The following is a 15,603-nucleotide window of genomic DNA, read 5'->3' on the forward strand; positions in this document are numbered from 1 at the left end:
GGAGCTGGCGGCCGGGAGCCAGTCGGTGGCCGGCCCGCCCGAGGGCGGCGCCCGCCCGCTGACCGCGGAGTCGGACGGCGGAGCGACCTACCAGGAAGACCTGAGCGACCGCCGGCACTGATCGCCGGCCCGACGTTCGAGAACCGGCCCGTCCCGACAGGGGGCGGGCCGGTTCTTCATGTGCCGGGCGAGGCAGCCGCCCGCCGGACGCCGGACGCCGATCCCCGCTGCGGCGGGGAGAAGGCTGCGGCGGGGAGAAGGCTGCGGCGGGGAGAAGGCTGCGGCGGGGAGAAGGCTGCGGCCCGGGCGAGGCTGAGGCCCGAAGAAGGCCGAGGTCGGGAAGAACGGGCGGACCCGAGGGAGACCCGTGGAGATCGGCGGGGTCGTGGCCACCGATGCCGGGATGGCCGGGCTGTGGTCCCCGGCGTCCTTCGCCCACGTCGTGGACTACGACACGGGAGAGTCGGCGTTGCCGGCGGACGAGGACATCGCCCGGCACATCGCCGACGGCGCCTTCGTGCCGGTGAACATCGGTGGCGACGGTGCCTTCCAAGTGGTCGTCCGGGCCGGTTCGTCGTCGACCACGGCGGAGCTCAGTCAGAGAGAACGTCGCTTCCTGCTGACCTCCTCCCAGCCCCACCTGTTCGTCTCCGCCGGCGTCGCCCTGATCAGCGGCATCCAGCACGTCCAGGGGGCTGCCGGGGAAGGCCTCCGCCTCCCCGCTGCCGCCGGGAGCCTGGAGCGTCACCGTCGCCCTGATCGACTGGGGCGCCGAACCCGGCCAGCGGACCAGCTCCGGAAAAGCGCCCCGACCGCCCTGCCGGACCTCGTCCTGCTGATCAACCCCGCGCTCGCCGGCCCGACGCGGTACCGAACGAGCCTCCAGACCTTCGAGCGGTAAGGTCCGAGCGCGTCAGGGCCGTCTCCTCGGCTGGGGCACTCAGCGCGTCGGCGCCGCCTCCTCGGTGGGGAACTCCGCCACCGGCCCGCCGGCGCCGTCCCCGAGGGCACCCACCGACCCGCCCTCGAGCGCCTCGGCCGCCTCGACTGGCTCGGCCGGCTCGGCCGCCGCCTGCTCCCGACGCCGCCGCAACTCCGCCGGCAGCGCGAGCACCGCCACCACGACCCCGACCCCGCCGACGGCCGCGAACCCCCACGCCGGCGACCACGTGTCCATCACCACGCCGGCCAGCGGGGCGCCCAGCGCCACCCCGACCGTCAGCGACGAGTTGTGCCATCCCATCGCCTCGCCGCGGGCCGCCGCGGGGGTGAGCCGGCTCACCGCGTCCGCAGTGGCCGTGATCGTCGGGGCGCACAGCGCGCCCGCCGGCAGCAGCAGCAGCGCGAGCAGCCACCAGTGGCCACCGGCCAGCCCGACCGGGATGGTCAGCAGGGCCATCGGCGCGAAGAGGGCCAGCGGCGGCAGGCCCCGCCGCACCGTGCCGTACGCGAACCCGCCCACCAGCGAGTACGCCGCCCACAGGCCCAGCACCGCGCCGGTCCACTCGACCTCGCCGGCGTTCTGCAGCACCGCCACCACCGCGACGTCGGTGCCGCTCAGCACGAGGGTGGCCGCGCTGGTGATCGCCAGGATGGCCACCAGGCGGGGTTTGAGCCAGGTGCTGCGCGGCACCCGTTCGCCCGCCGAGATGGGGGTTTCGTCCGTGCCGCGGATCGGCGGGTCGAGCAGGAACAGCCCGACGCCCGACAGCAGGATGCCGGCGCCCACGGTCAGCATCGCCACCCGGGGCCCGGCCGTCGTGCTGACCAGCACGCCCAGCGCCGGGCCGGCCATGAAGGACAGCTCCGTGGTGATCGAGTCCAGCGCGAAGGCGGGCAGCCGGTGCGACTCGGGGGCGAGCGCGGCGATCGACTGCCGGGCCACCGCGAACGCCGGCAGCGTCAGGAAGCCGCCGACCAGCGCCGCCACCAGCAGCGCCCAGTACGGCATGGCCTGGGCGGTGGCCCAGAACGTCACCTCGGCCGCCGTGGTCAGCACCAGCACCGGGCGCAGGCCCTTGCGGTCGGTGATCCGGCCCAGCACCGGCGCGCCGAGTGAGCTGCCGACGGTGAACGCGGCCCCGACCAGGCCGGCGGCGCCGTAGCCGAGCCCCAGGTCCACGGTCACGTGCAGGGTGAGCACCACCGTGCCGGCGGTGATCGGGATGCGGGCCAGCGTCGCCACGATGAGCAGCGAGCGGATCCCGCGCAGGGCGAGCGTCTCGCGGTAGGGCGTGAGTGTCATTGCGGTCGTAACCTCCGCACGACAGTCAACCGCAGGGGTACGACAAACCCCCGGCCGTTAGACGGAGCTCACTACCGGGGTGCCGGTCGTCGCCACGGCGGCCTCCTCGAACTGCTGGAGCGCCGCGCTGGTGGTGGCCGCGGCGACCCCGGCCGTCAGGTCCAGCAGCACCGTGGTCGCGAAGCCCGCCGCCTGCGCGTCCAGCGCGGTGGCGCGGACGCAGTGGTCGGTGGCGATCCCGACCACGTCGACCGCCGTCACGCCGCGGGCCCGCAGCCAGTCCGCCAGGCCCTCGCCCTCGCGGGTGTGGCCCTCGAAGCCCGAGTACGCCGCCGCGTGCTCACCCTTGTGGAACACCGCCTCGACCCGCGCCGTGTCCAGCGCCGGGTGGAAGGACGCCCCCTCGGTGCCGACCACGCAGTGCGCGGGCCACGAGTCCACGAAGTCGGGGTGCTCGCTGAAGTGCGCCCCCGGGTCCACGTGGTAGTCCTTGGTCGCCACGACGTGGTCCCAGCGGCCCGGGCGCAGGGCCGCCGAGATGCCCGCGGCGACCTCCGCCCCGCCCGGGACGGCCAGGGAGCCGCCCTCGCAGAAGTCGTTCTGCACGTCGACGATGATGAGCGCACGCGACATCGGTGGCACCTTTCAGGCGGTCGGGACGACGGTTACCGGGATCGCCGGGTCGCCGGCGGAGAGCTTCAGGCCTTCCCACGGGATCGAGATCAGGCACTGCCGCAGGTGCTCGCGCGACTCGGCCAGCGACGGCAGCGGGGCCACCTCGCCGGCCACCACGAACGCGCGCTGCAGCAGCCGGTCGTTGGTGTTGTGGTCGGGCACGCCCTGCGACACGATGATCTCCTCGGTGGCCGTACCCGTGGGCTTGTGCCGCCGGATGGCGGTCTTGCGCCCGCCGACCGTCGCCTTGTTCTCCGAGCGTTTCACGACGGCCCGGCCCTCTACCTCGACCAGCTTGTAGACCAGGCCGGCCGTCGGCGCGCCGGAGCCGGTCACCACCGCCGTGCCCGCGCCGTACATGTCGACCGGCTCCGCCGCCAGCGTCGCGATCGAGTATTCGTCCATGTCGCCGGAGACGATGATCTTCGTCTCGGTGGCGCCGAGGGAGTCGAGCAGCTCCCGGGAGTGCTGGGCCAGCACCGACAGGTCGCCCGAGTCGATGCGGACCGCGCGCAGGTCGGGGCCGGCCACGGCGATGGCGTTGCGGATGCCCTGGGCGATGTCGTACGTGTCCACCAGCAGGGTCGTGTTCTTGCCCAGCGCCGCCACCTGCGAGGCGAACGCGGCCGGCTCGTCGTCGTGCAGCAGCGTGAAGGCGTGGGCCGAGGTGCCCGTGGTGGGGATGCCGTAGCGGCCGCCGGCGGCCAGATTCGAGGTCGACGCGAAGCCGGCCAGGTACGCGGCCCGGGCCGCGGCCACCGCGGCCTCCTCATGGGTACGGCGGGAGCCCATCTCGATGATCGGCCGGCCGCGGGCGGCGGTGACCATCCGGGCCGCTCCCGCCGCGATCGCGCAGTCGTGGTTGAGCACCGACAGGATGAGTGTCTCCAGCACCACGCACTCGGCGAAGCCGCCGGACACGGTCAGGATCGGCGAGCCGGGGAAGAACAGCTCGCCCTCGGCGTATCCGTCGATGTCGCCGGTGAAGCGGTAGTCCGCCAGCCACGCCGCGGTCGTCTCGTCGACGATGCCGGAGCGGCGCAGGAAGTCGATGTCCGCCGGCGTGAAGCGGAAGTCGCGGATCAGCTCCATCAGGCGGCCCTGGCCGGCGACGACGCCGTAGCGGCGGCCGGCCGGCAGCCGCCGGGCGAAGACCTCGAAGACGCTGCGGCGGTGCGCCGTCCCGTCCTTGAGGGCGGCACTGACCATGGTCAGCTCGTACTGGTCGGTCAGCAGCGCGGGCGCGAAGTCGGTCACGGGACAACCTTAGGCGTCCCCTCCCGGCCCTCGCTGCGCTCGGTGCAGTCGGTCACGCCGCCCCCACCCTATTGCGGCAGCAGGCGAAGTGCCGGAGCAAGCTCCACCCGGCCGTTCACGCCCAGCTTGGTGTAGACGCGCTGCAGGTGGTTCTCCACCGTGCGGGGCGACAGGTAGAGCCGGTCGGCGATCTCCCGGCTCCGGACACCCTCGGCGGCCAGCTCGGCCACCTGGCGCTCCCGCACGGTCAGCGCCGGCTGGACGGCCAGCAGCGCCGGGGTCCGTACCGTGTCGCAGCGGCTGAGCAGGTCGGCCAGCAGGGTGCTGGCCGCCAGCGCCCGCGGGTCGCGGGCCGCCCGGAAGATCCGGACCGCGCCCGCCACCGCCTCGGCGGCGAACAGCTGGTAGCCGAGCACGGCGAACTCGCGGGCCACCGTGAACAGGTCCTCGCCGGCCTCCGCCACCGCGGCCCGGGCGTGCCGGACCACCAGCGGCGTGGCCGGGCCGCCCACGGTCGGGGCCAGCTCCTCGATCCGGGCCGCGGCCTGCTGCGGCTGGCCCAGCCGGACCAGGTCGTAGAGGGCGAGCAGCTCGTGCGCGTACAGCTCATCGGCGCGCAGCCGGGCCACGGCGCGCTGCAGGACGCGTACCGCCGCGCCGAGCTCGCCCCGGCACGCGAGGGTCCAGGCGCGCACCTGCTCGTGCCACGGGTAGTAGAGGCTGGCCGCGCTGCTGGCGGCGGCGTCCGCGGTGGCCAGCGACTCGGCGGCCAGCGTGTGGTCGCCGCGCACCGCCGCGACGTGCGCGCGGACGAAGTGGGCACTGCCGTCGTAGCCCCGCGCCGGGGCCAGGGCGGCGCAGGCCTGCTCCGCGGCGTGCAGGGCCTCCCCGGTCTGCCCGCGCAGCAGCCCGGCGTAGGCCTGCAGCTGCGACACCCAGCCGGAGCCGAAACCGAAGCCGCCGGCCTGGGCCAGGTGGGTGAACTCCGCCGCCAGGATCCGGTCGATGCCCGCCAGGTCCAGGGCCACGCTGAGCCGGGTGCCCTCGGTCATCTGCAGCGCGTACTGCAGGGTCGGTGTGTCCCGCCGCCAGGCCGCCGTGTCGGCGTAGACCTCCGCGATGAGCCGGGCGCTGCCGTCCGAGTCGCCGCCGCCGGCCATCAGACACGCCAGCACGCAACGGGCCAGCGCGCGGGTCGCTATCCCGGCCGCGGGCTCGTCCAGCACGCCCCGGGCCAGGCTCCGGGCGGCCGGCAGCTGCTGGAGCTGGAGCCGGATGAGACTTTCCAGGGCCCGGGTGCGGGCCGCCTCCGCCGGGTCGGTGAGCCGCGCGGCGGCCAGCATGTCGGCCGCCGCCGCCCGGCCCAGCCCGAAGAACTCCACGGCGGCCCGCGCGGTGAGCCGGCGGGCGCCGTCGTCCGGGTCCGGGTCCGCGTCCAGGACGCCCAGGGCCTCCTCCGGGCGGTCGGCGAAGAGCAGCACGGTGGCCAGCAGCTCGGCGGCCGCCCATCCGGCCCCGGCGTCCCGGGCCGCCGCCGCGAGTCGGCGGGCCAGGGGGATGTCGAAGCGCCCGAACGCCTGCCGGGCCGCGTCCAGCAGCAGCGTGCCGTCCTGGGCCGTACCGGAGTCGAGCCGCCAGACGGCGACCCGCAGCAGGTCGTCGCGGCGCCGGGCGCCGGCCCCGGCCACCAGGTCGGCGAGCTGGGCGAGCAGCCGCCGGGAGCGGGTCACCGGGCAGCCGCGGCGGACCACCTCGCCGTAGAGCGGGTGGGCCAGCCGGACGTCGCGGCGGCGCCCGTCCGCGACGACCTGGATGAGGCCGCGTTCCTCGGCGGCCTCCACGTCGGCCGGCGCGGCGGCGCGCAGCAGCAGCGTCAACCCCAACGGCTCACCGAACGAGACCGTCTCGAGCACGTCGCGGACCCCGGGGGTGAGCCCGCCGATCCGCGCCCCGACCAGGTCGGCCAGGCTCGGCGCCAGGCTGAGCCGGCCGGTCCAGCGCCAGAACCCGTACGACTCGGTCAGCTCGCCGCCGCCGATGGCGGCCAGCACCAGCTCGCGCAGCAGCAGCGGGTTGCCGCCGCCGAGCCGGATGAGGCGCTGGGCGGTGCCGGCCTCGACCGGCCCGCGGACCAGCGCGGTCAGCAGCTCGCGGGACTCGTCGTCGGTCAGCGGGTCGAGCTCGGCGTGGCCGACCAGGCCCTCGGTCCACAGCGCGCTGATCGGCGGCGGCACCGGCTCGGCGGTCCGCAGCGTGCCGAGCAGGGTGGCGCCCTCGCGGACCAGCAGGTGGGCGAGCGCGGCGGACGGCGGGTCGAGCAGGTGGGCGTCGTCGATGGCCAGCACCATGGGCCGCCCGCCGGACCCGGCCTGCAGCCCGTCGACCGCCCAGCGCAGCAGCCCGGCGGGGGAGAGGCCGACCGGCGGGTCGGCCGGGAGGATCTGGGCCAGGCCCCCGAACGGCAGCCCGGAGCTGGCGATGTTGGCCGAGGCGCAGTGCACTGCGTACTGCTCCGCCGGTAACTCGGCGACCGCCTCGTGCAGCAGGCGGCTCTTGCCGATGCCGGCGCTGCCGCTGAGGATGAGCCCGCGCTCGGTCCGGCTGGTGGCGACGGTGGTGAGCCTGGTCAACTCGTCGGCGCGCCCGACGAATCCCCACTGCTCCACCCGGCCAGCATATCGAGATCCGTCATATTCGGGTCACAGTACGTACCGTGTCGGAGAATGAGTAACAGTGCAGGAAACGGTGAGTAATCAGGCACCTGTCCGGCTCCGCCCCCGTCCCATACGGTTCGGCGGTGCCGGCGCGACTGCCCGGGCCCAGCCTGGCGGGGCGGGTCCGGGCGCCCGCCGGACCCGTGGGCGCCCGTCGGTGGCGCCGTCCCGGCACTTCGACGCGCTCGGCGCGCTCGGTTCGACCCCCGCCCGAATCGGCGTGGCACGATGGGGGGCATGGCGTTGCCTCAGGTCGCTCCCGCAGAGACGCCGCAGATCGAGGAGGTACCGGCTGATGATCGGCCGTGGGTGACCATCGTCTGGGACGATCCGGTCAATCTCATGTCGTACGTGACCTGGGTGTTTCAGAAGTTGTTCGGCTACAGCCACGACAAGGCCGAGCAGTTGATGATGGACGTGCACAACAAGGGCAAGGCGGTCGTGTCCAGCGGCGCGCGTGAACGGATGGAAATGGACGCTGCGCAGCTCCACGGCTACGGGCTGTGGGCGACGGTGGACCGGGCGTGAGTGGGCGGGTGAACTGAGACGATGTTCCGACGCAACGGGAACCAGTGCGTGGCCACCTTCGCCATCGACGAGGTGCGCGTGCTGCGCAAGGTCGCCGGCGAGGTGGTCGGCCTGCTGATGGACGGCTTCGACCACACCGACCCGGTGGTCGGCCGGCTCTTCCCGGACATCTATCCGGAGCGGCCCGACGACTCGGCCGAGTTCCGCCTCTACACCGAGGGTGATCTCAAGACCGGCAAGATCGACCAGGCCGGGGCCATCCTGGCCGCGCTGCCGGACGACGGCCCCGGCGAGGTGCGCCTGGACGGCGAGGAGGCCGAGGCCTGGCTGCGGGCGATCAACGACGCGCGGCTGGCCATGGGGACCCGGCTCGACATCCAGGGCGACACCGATCTCGGCGACGAGCTCGACGAGGCCGTGGTGCGCGACCCCGCGTCGAGCCGGGTCTTCCAGCTCTCCGTCTACGCGTACCTGGGCTACCTGCAGGAGTCCCTGCTCAACGCGTTGCCGGAGATCGAGGAACGGGCCTAGCCGGCCTGGTCCAGCCGGGCGAACTCCTCATCGCTGAGGGTCAGCTCCGGGGCCTGCGCGGAGTCCTTGATCGACTCCGGGCGGCTGGCCCCGGGGATCGGGATCACGTGCTCGCTCTTGGCCAGCATCCAGGCCAGGGTCACCCGCTGCGGGCTGACCCCGTGCGCCGCGGCGACCTGGCCGAAGGCCTCGAAGCGGCGGCCCAGCTCGCCGGCCCGGGCGATCCCGCCGAGCGGCGACCACGGCAGGAACGCGATCCCCAGCTCGTCGCAGAGCCGCAGCTCGGGCTCGGAGGAGCGGAACGCGGGGGAGAACTGGTTCTGCACCGAGACCAGCCGGCCGCCGAGGATCTCCTGGGCCTGGCGGATCTGGATCACGGTGGCGTTGGAGATGCCGGCCATCCGGATCTTGCCCTCGTCGAGCAGGTCGCGCAGGGCGCCGACCGACTCCTCGTACGGGACCTGGGGATCCGGGCGGTGGAACTGGTAGAGGCCGATCGCGTCGACGCCGAGGCGCTTGAGCGAGCCCTCGACGGCCTCGCGCAGGTGCGCCGGGGAGCCGTCCACGGTCCACGAGCCGTCGCCCGGGCGCAGGTGGCCGCCCTTGGTGGCGACCAGCACGCCCGAGGTGTCGCCGCCCCAGCCGGCCAGCGCCTGGGCGATCAGCGACTCGTTGTGCCCGACCTCGTCGGCGTGCAGGTGATAGGCGTCGGCCGTGTCGATCAGGGTCACCCCGGCGTCGAGGGCCGCGTGGATGGTCCGTACCGAGCGGTCGGTGTCCGGACGTCCCTCGATGGACATCGGCATGCCGCCGAGCCCGACGGCGCCGACCTGGAAGTTTCCGATAGATCGCTGCTTCATGGCCAGTACCTACCCCGGACGATGATCGGTACGCGCGTGAGCACTGCCACCCCCGGTCCGGCGGCTCGTCACGGTAATGTGAACGACGTGCTGACCATCGACAGCGCGATCGTCGACGCGATCGTTGCCCACGCCCGCCGGGACCACCCGGACGAGGCCTGCGGTGTCGTCGCCGGGCCCGTGGGCAGTGACCTGCCGACGCGGCACATCGCGATGGACAACGCGGCCCGGTCGATGACGTTCTACGAGTTCGACTCCATGGAGCAGCTGCGGGTCTGGCGCGAGATGGACGACAACGACGAGGAACCGGTGGTGATCTACCACTCGCACACCGCGACCGAGGCGTATCCGTCGCGCACCGACATCTCCTTCGCCGGTGAGCCGGGTGCGCATTACGTGCTCGTCTCGACGCGCGAGCCGGATTCCGAGGAGATTCGTTCGTTCCGTATCGTGGACGGTGTGGTGACCGAGGAAGAGGTCAACATCGTGGATGCGACGGTGGACGCGTGAGTGGGATTGCGGACGGCTTCGCCGTCCAGTCGTACATGTTCGGGCAGAGCCCCGCGTCGGTCTATTACGAGTGTCGCTGACGCGACCTCCACGACCCTGCCCCCGAACTCTCTCGACTCTCTCTTTCTAGGAGCATCACAGTCATGGCTATCGAAGTTCGCGTTCCCACCATCCTGCGCAGCTACACCGGCGGCTCGAAGGTCGTCGAGGGTTCCGGCGCGACGCTCTCCGGCCTGATCGACGACCTGGACGCCAAGCACTCGGGTCTCAAGGGCCGCCTGCTCACGCCCGAGGGTGGCCTGCACCGGTTCGTCAACGTCTACGTCAACGACGAGGACGTCCGCTTCCTCGGCGCGCTCGACGCCCCGCTGAGCGACGGTGACTCCGTCACCATCCTGCCGGCGGTGGCCGGTGGCGCGCTCGGCTTCGCCGCCGCGGCCGCCCTGCTCCGGAAGTAGTCGTCGTGGCTCGCTACGAGAGCCTGCTGGACGCCTGCGGGGGCACGCCGCTGGTCGGTCTGCCCCGGCTGTCGCCGACGGTGCCCGAGGGGGCGCCGCCGGTGCGGCTGTGGGCCAAGCTGGAGGACCGCAACCCCACCGGCAGCATCAAGGACCGCCCGGCGCTGTTCATGGTGCGCGAGGCGGAGGAGACCGGGCGGCTCCGCCCGGGCGACACCATCCTCGAGCCGACCAGCGGCAACACCGGCATCTCGCTGGCCATGGTGGCCAAGCTGCGGGGCTACCGGCTGGTCTGCGTGATGCCGGAGAACGTCTCCTCCGAGCGGGTCCAGCTGCTCCGGATGTACGGCGCGGAGATCATCTTCTCGCCGGCCGCGGGCGGCTCCAACCAGGCGGTGGCGACGGCGAAGCAGATCGCCGCCGAGCATCCCGACTGGGTGATGCTCTTCCAGTACGGCAACCCCGGCAACGCCCGGGCGCACTACGAGACCACCGGGCCGGAGCTGCTGCACGACCTGCCGACCATCACCCACTTCGTGGCCGGCCTGGGCACCACGGGCACGCTGATGGGCACGGGGCGGTATCTGCGGGAGAAGGTCGACGGCATCCAGATCGTCGCGGCCGAGCCCCGCTACGGCGAGCTGGTCTACGGGCTGCGCAACATCGACGAGGGCTACGTCCCGGAGCTCTACGACGCCACCGTGCTGAGCCGGCGCTTCTCGGTGGGCACCCGCGACGCGGTGCTGCGTACCCGGCAGCTGGTCGAGGTCGAGGGCATTTTCGCCGGCTTCTCCAGCGGCGCCATCCTGCACGCCGCGCTGGCGGTGGCCCACGAGGCGGTCAAGGCCGGCCAGCGCGCCGACGTGGCCTTCGTGATCTGCGACGGCGGCTGGAAGTACCTCTCCACCGGCGCCTACGGGGGCACCCTGGCCGAGGCCGAGGACGCCCTCGAGGGTCAGCTCTGGGCCTGAGCGGGCGGCGGGGCGGCGTGACCGCCCCGCCGGCCGCGCCCGTGGCGGTGCGGCGGCCTCAGTAGGCCACGGCGAGCATGATGTCCGCGATCAGCGGCACGGCCGCCCCCAGCAGCAGCAGCCACGGCAGGATCCGCCGGTGGATGGACAGGAACGCGCCGACCGACAGGGCCACGCTGACCATCCCGAGGAAGGCCAGCACCGGCACGTACCAGCCGGGCACGCCGCCGCCGATCTGCGAGACCATGCCGCGGATGCCGATGCCGACGCCGGCCAGGCCGAGCAGGGCCGCGTACAGGGACATGGCCAGCAGCCGCCGGGTGCCCGGCGCCGGGTCGTCCGGGGTCGGGAAGCGGAAGAAGACCTCGTCGCCGGCCTCGTCGACCAGGTCGTCCGGGCCGGGTTCCCAGCCGAACGGGACCACGTCCGGGGCCGGGGAGTCCTGCACCGGGACCCGGGTCCGCCTCGGTTCCTGCACGCCCGTCGTCGTCACTGCGCTCCCTCGTCCCGCCGGTGTGTCCCTTCACGGTGTGCAACGAATGCGACTCACGTGGCGTAACGGATGGGATAATGATGCAGGTCACGACCGGTGTGACATACGTTGTCGATTTAGCGACAAATCGATCAGACGTTTACGTCCCGCGCTGGTCCCGGCGTAGGCTGCGCAGCGTGATTGACTGGTCTGCCGTCTCGGCCACGGACCGGTTCCTGGGGGCTGGAGAGTTTCAAGGAGCATGGGTTTTGGGCGAGTGGACGACCGAGCGTGAACCAGAGGAACCCCCATGCGACTGACCGTTCTCGGCTGCGCCGGCAGTTTTCCCGGCCCCGAGTCGGCTTGTTCGGCCTACCTCGTCGAGGCGGAGGGTTTCCGGCTGCTGATCGACTTCGGGTCCGGGTCGTTGTCGGCGCTGCAGCGCTACGCGGGGCTCGGCGCCGTCGACGCGATCATGCTCACCCACCTGCACTGCGACCACATGCTGGACGCGTGCACGTACGTGGTGGTGCGCCGCTACGCCCCCGAGGGCCCGCTGCCGCCGCTGCCGGTGTACGCCCCGCTCGGCGCCGCGGAACGCATCTCGGCCGCCTACAGCGCCGACAACGAGCCGGTGGACGACGTGTACACGTTCTACGGTCTGCAGCCCGGCACGTTCCCGATCGGCCCGTTCACCGTGACCGCCGACCGGGTCAACCATCCGATCGAGACGTACGGCGTCCGGGTCGAGCACGACGGCCGGGTGCTGGCGTACTCGTCGGACACCGCGCCGTGCGAGGCGCTGCTGCGGCTGGCCCAGGGCGCCGACCTGTTCCTGTGTGAGGCGAGTTACCTCGACGGCGTGGCCAACCCGCCCGACCTGCACCTGACCGGGGGCGAGGCGGGGGAGGCGGCGACCAAGGCGGACGTGCGCAAGCTGCTGCTGACCCATCTTGTGCCGGCCTGGGGCAGCGAGGCCTCTACTGTGGAGGCCGCGTCCGCCGCGTTCGCGGGTCCGGTGGAGGTCGTCCGACCCGGCGCCCGCTACGATCTCTGAGCTTGCCGAGGGGACGGCACGAGCGGACCACCGACCTCGAAGTGACCTTGGAGTGCCCTGCATGACTGGTCGATCAGTGGGTGAGCGCGGGCTGCGCATCGTCCGACTGGCGAACTTCGTCTCACCTCGTTCAGGCGGGCTGCGCACCGCGCTGCGCAACCTCGGCGAGGGCTATCTGCGGGCCGGCCACGAGCCGATCCTCATCGTCCCGGGGCGCGAGCGCTCCGACGAGATGACCGCGCAGGGCCGGGTCATCACGCTGCCCGGGCACCGCGTGCCGCGCACCGGCGGTTACCGCGTGCTCGCCGGCCGGCGCGAGCTGACCGGCCTGCTGGACGGGCTGCGGCCGGACCGCATCGAGGTCTCCGACCGGGCCACGCTGCGCTGGACGGGCCGCTGGGCCCGCGAGCGCGGGGTGGGCTCGATGATGGTCTCCCACGAGAGCCTGGCCGGCCTGCTCGGCGTCTGGGGCATGCCGCACCGCGACTCCCTCGCCGACCGGCTCAACCGCCGTACCGCCGAGGTCTTCGACCAGATCGTCTGCACGACCGCCTTCGCCGCGGCGGAGTTCCGCCGCCTGGGCGTGCCCAACCTGGTCGAGGTGCCGCTCGGGGTCAACCTGCGGCAGTTCCACCCGAGCCGCGCCGACGCGGCGGTCCGCGCCCGCTACGCGCGCCCGGAGGAGCTGCTCGTCGTCTACTGCAGCCGGCTGTCCGCCGACAAGCGGCCCGAGCTGGCCGTCGACACCATCGCCGCGCTGCGGGCGGCCAAGGTGCCCGCGGTGCTGGCCCTGGCCGGCGACGGCTCGCGCCGCGCGGCGCTGGCCTACCGGGCCGCCCGGCTGCCGGTGCGCTTCGCCGGGCACATCACCGACCGCGACGACGTCGCCGCGCTGCTGGCCAGCGCCGACGTGGCGGTGGCGCCGGGCCCGGTGGAGACGTTCGGGCTCGCCGCGCTGGAGGCCCTGGCCTGCGGCACGCCGGTGGTGGTCAACGCGGCCAGCGCGCTGCCCGAGGTGGTCGGGGAGGCCGGCGTGGCCGTACGCGGCACGCCGGAGGCGTTCGCCGACGGCGTCCGCAGCCTCATGGCCCGGCCCGAGGCCGAGCGTCGGGCGGCCGCCCGCGCCCGCGCCGAGCTGTTCGGCTGGCCGCAGGCCGTCGAGGGATTCCTGCGGGCGCACGGCGCGCTGCCGCAGGCCCGCAGCTCAGCGGTCGTGACCCGGCAGTCCCGGCCGGAGCGGGCGCTGCGCCCGGCGGTGCCCGTGGTCGCCGCCGTAGCGTCCAGTGCCTGGGCGACGGCACCCGGCGACGCGCTGTAGCGGCGATCGGCCTAGGCTCTTGCCATGGCGCGACCCGACGGCCGAGAGCCCGGCCAACTCCGACCCGTGACCCTCACCCGCCGGTGGAGCATCCATCCCGAGGGATCGGTGCTCGTCGAATTCGGCGACACCCGGGTGCTCTGCACCGCCAGCGTGACCGAGGGCGTGCCGCGCTGGCGCAAGGGCTCCGGGCTCGGCTGGGTGACCGCCGAGTACGCGATGCTCCCGCGCGCGACCAACACCCGCGGCGACCGGGAGAGCGTCAAGGGCAAGGTCGGCGGCCGCACCCAGGAGATCTCCCGGCTGATCGGGCGCAGCCTGCGGGCCTGCATCGACCTCAAGGCCCTCGGCGAGAACTCGATCGTGCTGGACTGCGACGTGCTGCAGGCCGACGGCGGCACCCGGACGGCCGCCATCACCGGCGCGTACGTCGCGCTGCACGACGCGGTGAACTGGCTGGCCGACCGCAAGTCGCTGGCCGGCCGGGTCGAGAAGGTGATGCACCGGTCGATCCAGGCGGTCAGCGTCGGCATCGTCGACGGCGAGCCCCGGCTGGACCTGATGTACCTGGAGGACGTGGCCGCGGAGGTGGACATGAACGTGGTCTGCACCGGCGACGGCGACTTCGTGGAGGTGCAGGGCACCGGCGAGGCCAACGTGTTCCGGCGCGACCAGCTCGACGCGCTGCTCGACCTGGGCGTGCTCGGCTGCGCGGAGCTGGCCGCGGCCCAGCAGAAGGCGCTCGCCGCGTGAGCGCCCGGCTGCTGCTGGCCACGGCCAACCGCAAGAAGCTGGTCGAGCTCCAGCGCATCCTGGACAACGCGCTCGGCGCCGGCGGCGTCGAGCTGGTCGGGCTGGGCGACTTCCCGGACTATCCGGATGTGCCCGAGACCGGCCTCACCTTCGGCGAGAACGCGCTGATCAAGGCGCGCGAGGGCGCCTCCCGCACCGGCCTGCCGACCGTGGCCGACGACTCGGGGCTGGCGGTGGACGCGCTCAACGGCATGCCCGGGGTGTTCAGCGCCCGCTGGGCCGGCGGGCACGGCGACGACGAGGCCAACCTGGAGCTGGTGCTGGCCCAGATCGGCGACGTGGCCGACGAGCACCGCGGCGGCGCGTTCGTCTGCGCGGCCGTGCTCGTGCTGCCGAACGGCCGCGAGCACCTGGTCGAGGGCAAGCAGCGCGGCCAGATCCTGCGGGCGCGGCGCGGCACCGGCGGTTTCGGCTACGACCCGATCTTCCTCGGCGAGGGCCAGAGCCGCACCAACGCGGAGCTCAGCGCGGAGGAGAAGGACGCGATCAGCCACCGGGGCAAAGCGTTCCGCGAGCTGGCCAAGGTCATCGCCAAGGAGTTGCCCCGCTAGCCGGCGGGTCGGCCCTCGGCGCAACCCGTACGCCTGCTCTCGGCCCACGGCGTGTCGTCGAGGGCCACCGGCGAGATCGTCCGGACATGCTCGTCCGCCGTCTCCACCCTGACCGAGGCGACCAGAGCCCGGGACTGGTCCGCGCCGCAGTTCCACTCGACCACCACGTCGACGGGCAACGCCGTACCCGGCGCCACGAAGCGGGCCCGCTCGGGGCTGCGTACGGTGACGGCCGGCTGATCGACGCGGACGGCCAGCACGGTGACCGTCTCGGGCCCGGCGTTGACGATCGTCACCTGGGCTTCGAGGCGGGCCCGCCGCTGCTCGTGGCGCACCGTCATCAGGCCGGATTCGGCGAACAGCAGCACCGAGACCGTGGACCTCTGGGCCGCCACCGACGCGGCCAGCGGCTGATACCGCCAGAGGTGCATCGCGACGCCGCCCAGTATCCCGCCGGCCAGGAATGCCACCACCACGACCAGGGCCAGCGTCCGCCCGGTGGCGCGGCGGGGCCATCGACGTCCCGGAGTCCCGTTCGGCCCGGTCGGGTACCGAGCCGGCTGGTCCAGATCGATCATCGCCTGTCCCTTCCCCGAGAAGGCTCCCGCCGTGGCCTGCGGACCAGGAGCCGGCCCGCGCGACC

The 15,603-nt window shown here is 73.5% G+C and carries 16 protein-coding genes and 1 pseudogene; 10 read left to right on the top strand and 7 right to left on the bottom strand.

The genetic code is table 11. The features are described from left to right. The first annotated feature begins 367 nt into the window (after positions 1–367). Positions 368–901 carry a hypothetical protein gene (locus Ani05nite_RS29550; protein WP_203773807.1) on the top strand — a complete coding sequence of 178 codons (534 nt, stop codon included), beginning with the start codon at positions 368–370 and terminating at the stop codon, positions 899–901. A gap of 39 nt (positions 902–940) precedes the next feature. Here the strand turns inward: Ani05nite_RS29550 and Ani05nite_RS29555 are convergent, their stop codons facing one another. The 4 genes from Ani05nite_RS29555 to Ani05nite_RS29570 all read right to left on the bottom strand — a co-directional run bounded on the left by Ani05nite_RS29555 (position 941) and on the right by Ani05nite_RS29570 (position 6,843). Further along, complete coding sequence (locus Ani05nite_RS29555) at positions 941–2,245, bottom strand: MFS transporter (RefSeq protein ID WP_203773809.1); 1,305 nt, start codon at positions 2,243–2,245, stop codon at positions 941–943. 57 nt (positions 2,246–2,302) lie between these two features. Next, positions 2,303–2,878, bottom strand: coding sequence for a nicotinamidase (locus tag Ani05nite_RS29560; protein ID WP_203773810.1), 576 nt, complete (start codon positions 2,876–2,878; stop codon positions 2,303–2,305). A 12-nt stretch (positions 2,879–2,890) separates the two neighbouring features. After that, complete coding sequence (locus Ani05nite_RS29565) at positions 2,891–4,177, bottom strand: nicotinate phosphoribosyltransferase (RefSeq protein ID WP_203773812.1); 1,287 nt, start codon at positions 4,175–4,177, stop codon at positions 2,891–2,893. Positions 4,178–4,245: 68 nt separating this feature from the next. Continuing rightward, complete coding sequence (locus Ani05nite_RS29570) at positions 4,246–6,843, bottom strand: LuxR C-terminal-related transcriptional regulator (RefSeq protein WP_203773814.1); 2,598 nt, start codon at positions 6,841–6,843, stop codon at positions 4,246–4,248. A 285-nt stretch (positions 6,844–7,128) separates the two neighbouring features. Between Ani05nite_RS29570 and clpS the strand changes: the two genes are divergently transcribed. Together clpS and Ani05nite_RS29580 are read left to right on the top strand one after the other, a co-directional pair. Then, complete coding sequence (gene clpS / locus Ani05nite_RS29575; protein WP_203773816.1) at positions 7,129–7,419, top strand: ATP-dependent Clp protease adapter ClpS; 291 nt, start codon at positions 7,129–7,131, stop codon at positions 7,417–7,419. Positions 7,420–7,440: 21 nt separating this feature from the next. Continuing rightward, positions 7,441–7,950 carry a DUF2017 domain-containing protein gene (locus tag Ani05nite_RS29580; protein WP_203773818.1) on the top strand — a complete coding sequence of 170 codons (510 nt, stop codon included), beginning with the start codon at positions 7,441–7,443 and terminating at the stop codon, positions 7,948–7,950. On the opposite strand, the gene Ani05nite_RS29585 is transcribed toward Ani05nite_RS29580, so the two are convergent. Beyond that, positions 7,947–8,810: an aldo/keto reductase gene (locus tag Ani05nite_RS29585; RefSeq protein ID WP_203773820.1), complete on the bottom strand. Its 864-nt coding sequence runs from the start codon at positions 8,808–8,810 to the stop codon at positions 7,947–7,949. The two genes, Ani05nite_RS29580 and Ani05nite_RS29585, sit on opposite strands and share 4 nt — an antisense overlap. An 87-nt stretch (positions 8,811–8,897) precedes the next feature. Between Ani05nite_RS29585 and Ani05nite_RS29590 the strand changes: the two are divergent. The 3 genes and pseudogenes from Ani05nite_RS29590 (at position 8,898) to Ani05nite_RS29600 (ending at position 10,749) form a co-directional block, all read left to right on the top strand. Continuing rightward, a pseudogene (locus tag Ani05nite_RS29590) lies at positions 8,898–9,400 on the top strand (M67 family metallopeptidase). A gap of 63 nt (positions 9,401–9,463) precedes the next feature. Next, the gene (locus Ani05nite_RS29595) at positions 9,464–9,778 is read left to right on the top strand and encodes a MoaD/ThiS family protein (RefSeq protein WP_203773824.1); all 315 of its coding nucleotides are present in this window, start codon (positions 9,464–9,466) and stop codon (positions 9,776–9,778) included. Between the two features lie 5 nt (positions 9,779–9,783). Next, a complete protein-coding gene (locus Ani05nite_RS29600) occupies positions 9,784–10,749 on the top strand; it encodes a PLP-dependent cysteine synthase family protein (RefSeq protein WP_203773826.1) in 966 nt (321 codons plus the stop codon). A gap of 58 nt (positions 10,750–10,807) precedes the next feature. On the opposite strand, the gene Ani05nite_RS29605 is transcribed toward Ani05nite_RS29600, so the two are convergent. Next, the gene (locus tag Ani05nite_RS29605) at positions 10,808–11,242 is read right to left on the bottom strand and encodes a hypothetical protein (protein ID WP_239130740.1); all 435 of its coding nucleotides are present in this window, start codon (positions 11,240–11,242) and stop codon (positions 10,808–10,810) included. 289 nt (positions 11,243–11,531) lie between these two features. Here Ani05nite_RS29605 and Ani05nite_RS29610 point away from each other — a divergent pair, with 289 nt between their 5' ends. The 4 genes from Ani05nite_RS29610 (at position 11,532) to rdgB (ending at position 14,960) form a co-directional block, all read left to right on the top strand. Continuing rightward, the gene (locus tag Ani05nite_RS29610; RefSeq protein WP_203773828.1) at positions 11,532–12,278 is read left to right on the top strand and encodes an MBL fold metallo-hydrolase; all 747 of its coding nucleotides are present in this window, start codon (positions 11,532–11,534) and stop codon (positions 12,276–12,278) included. Positions 12,279–12,339: 61 nt separating this feature from the next. Beyond that, on the top strand, positions 12,340–13,596 hold the full coding sequence (locus tag Ani05nite_RS29615) for a glycosyltransferase (RefSeq protein WP_239130742.1): 1,257 nt from the start codon (positions 12,340–12,342) through the stop codon (positions 13,594–13,596). Positions 13,597–13,620: 24 nt separating this feature from the next. Continuing rightward, a complete protein-coding gene (rph, locus tag Ani05nite_RS29620; protein ID WP_203773830.1) occupies positions 13,621–14,349 on the top strand; it encodes a ribonuclease PH in 729 nt (242 codons plus the stop codon). Then, complete coding sequence (gene rdgB / locus Ani05nite_RS29625) at positions 14,346–14,960, top strand: RdgB/HAM1 family non-canonical purine NTP pyrophosphatase (RefSeq protein ID WP_203773832.1); 615 nt, start codon at positions 14,346–14,348, stop codon at positions 14,958–14,960. Before rph ends, rdgB begins: the two co-directional genes overlap by 4 nt. Here rdgB and Ani05nite_RS29630 read toward each other — a convergent pair. Continuing rightward, on the bottom strand, positions 14,957–15,538 hold the full coding sequence (locus tag Ani05nite_RS29630; protein WP_203773834.1) for a hypothetical protein: 582 nt from the start codon (positions 15,536–15,538) through the stop codon (positions 14,957–14,959). The genes rdgB and Ani05nite_RS29630 overlap by 4 nt on opposite strands. Positions 15,539–15,603: the final 65 nt, after the last annotated feature.

The sequence above is a fragment of the Actinoplanes nipponensis genome, assembly GCF_016862275.1.
Lineage (GTDB): Bacteria > Actinomycetota > Actinomycetes > Mycobacteriales > Micromonosporaceae > Actinoplanes > Actinoplanes nipponensis.

Bases quoted from the DNA above. Each gene is read 5' to 3' on its own strand.
- Ani05nite_RS29555 (WP_203773809.1), bottom strand. From the start codon at position 2,245: ATGACACTCACGCCCTACCGCGAGACGCTCGCCCTGCGCGGGATCCGC.
- Ani05nite_RS29560 (WP_203773810.1), bottom strand. From the start codon at position 2,878: ATGTCGCGTGCGCTCATCATCGTCGACGTGCAGAACGACTTCTGCGAG.
- clpS (WP_203773816.1), top strand. From the start codon at position 7,129: ATGGCGTTGCCTCAGGTCGCTCCCGCAGAGACGCCGCAGATCGAGGAG.
- Ani05nite_RS29580 (WP_203773818.1), top strand. From the start codon at position 7,441: ATGTTCCGACGCAACGGGAACCAGTGCGTGGCCACCTTCGCCATCGAC.
- Ani05nite_RS29585 (WP_203773820.1), bottom strand. From the start codon at position 8,810: ATGAAGCAGCGATCTATCGGAAACTTCCAGGTCGGCGCCGTCGGGCTC.
- Ani05nite_RS29595 (WP_203773824.1), top strand. From the start codon at position 9,464: ATGGCTATCGAAGTTCGCGTTCCCACCATCCTGCGCAGCTACACCGGC.
- Ani05nite_RS29610 (WP_203773828.1), top strand. From the start codon at position 11,532: ATGCGACTGACCGTTCTCGGCTGCGCCGGCAGTTTTCCCGGCCCCGAG.
- Ani05nite_RS29615 (WP_239130742.1), top strand. From the start codon at position 12,340: ATGACTGGTCGATCAGTGGGTGAGCGCGGGCTGCGCATCGTCCGACTG.
- rph (WP_203773830.1), top strand. From the start codon at position 13,621: ATGGCGCGACCCGACGGCCGAGAGCCCGGCCAACTCCGACCCGTGACC.
- Ani05nite_RS29630 (WP_203773834.1), bottom strand. From the start codon at position 15,538: ATGATCGATCTGGACCAGCCGGCTCGGTACCCGACCGGGCCGAACGGG.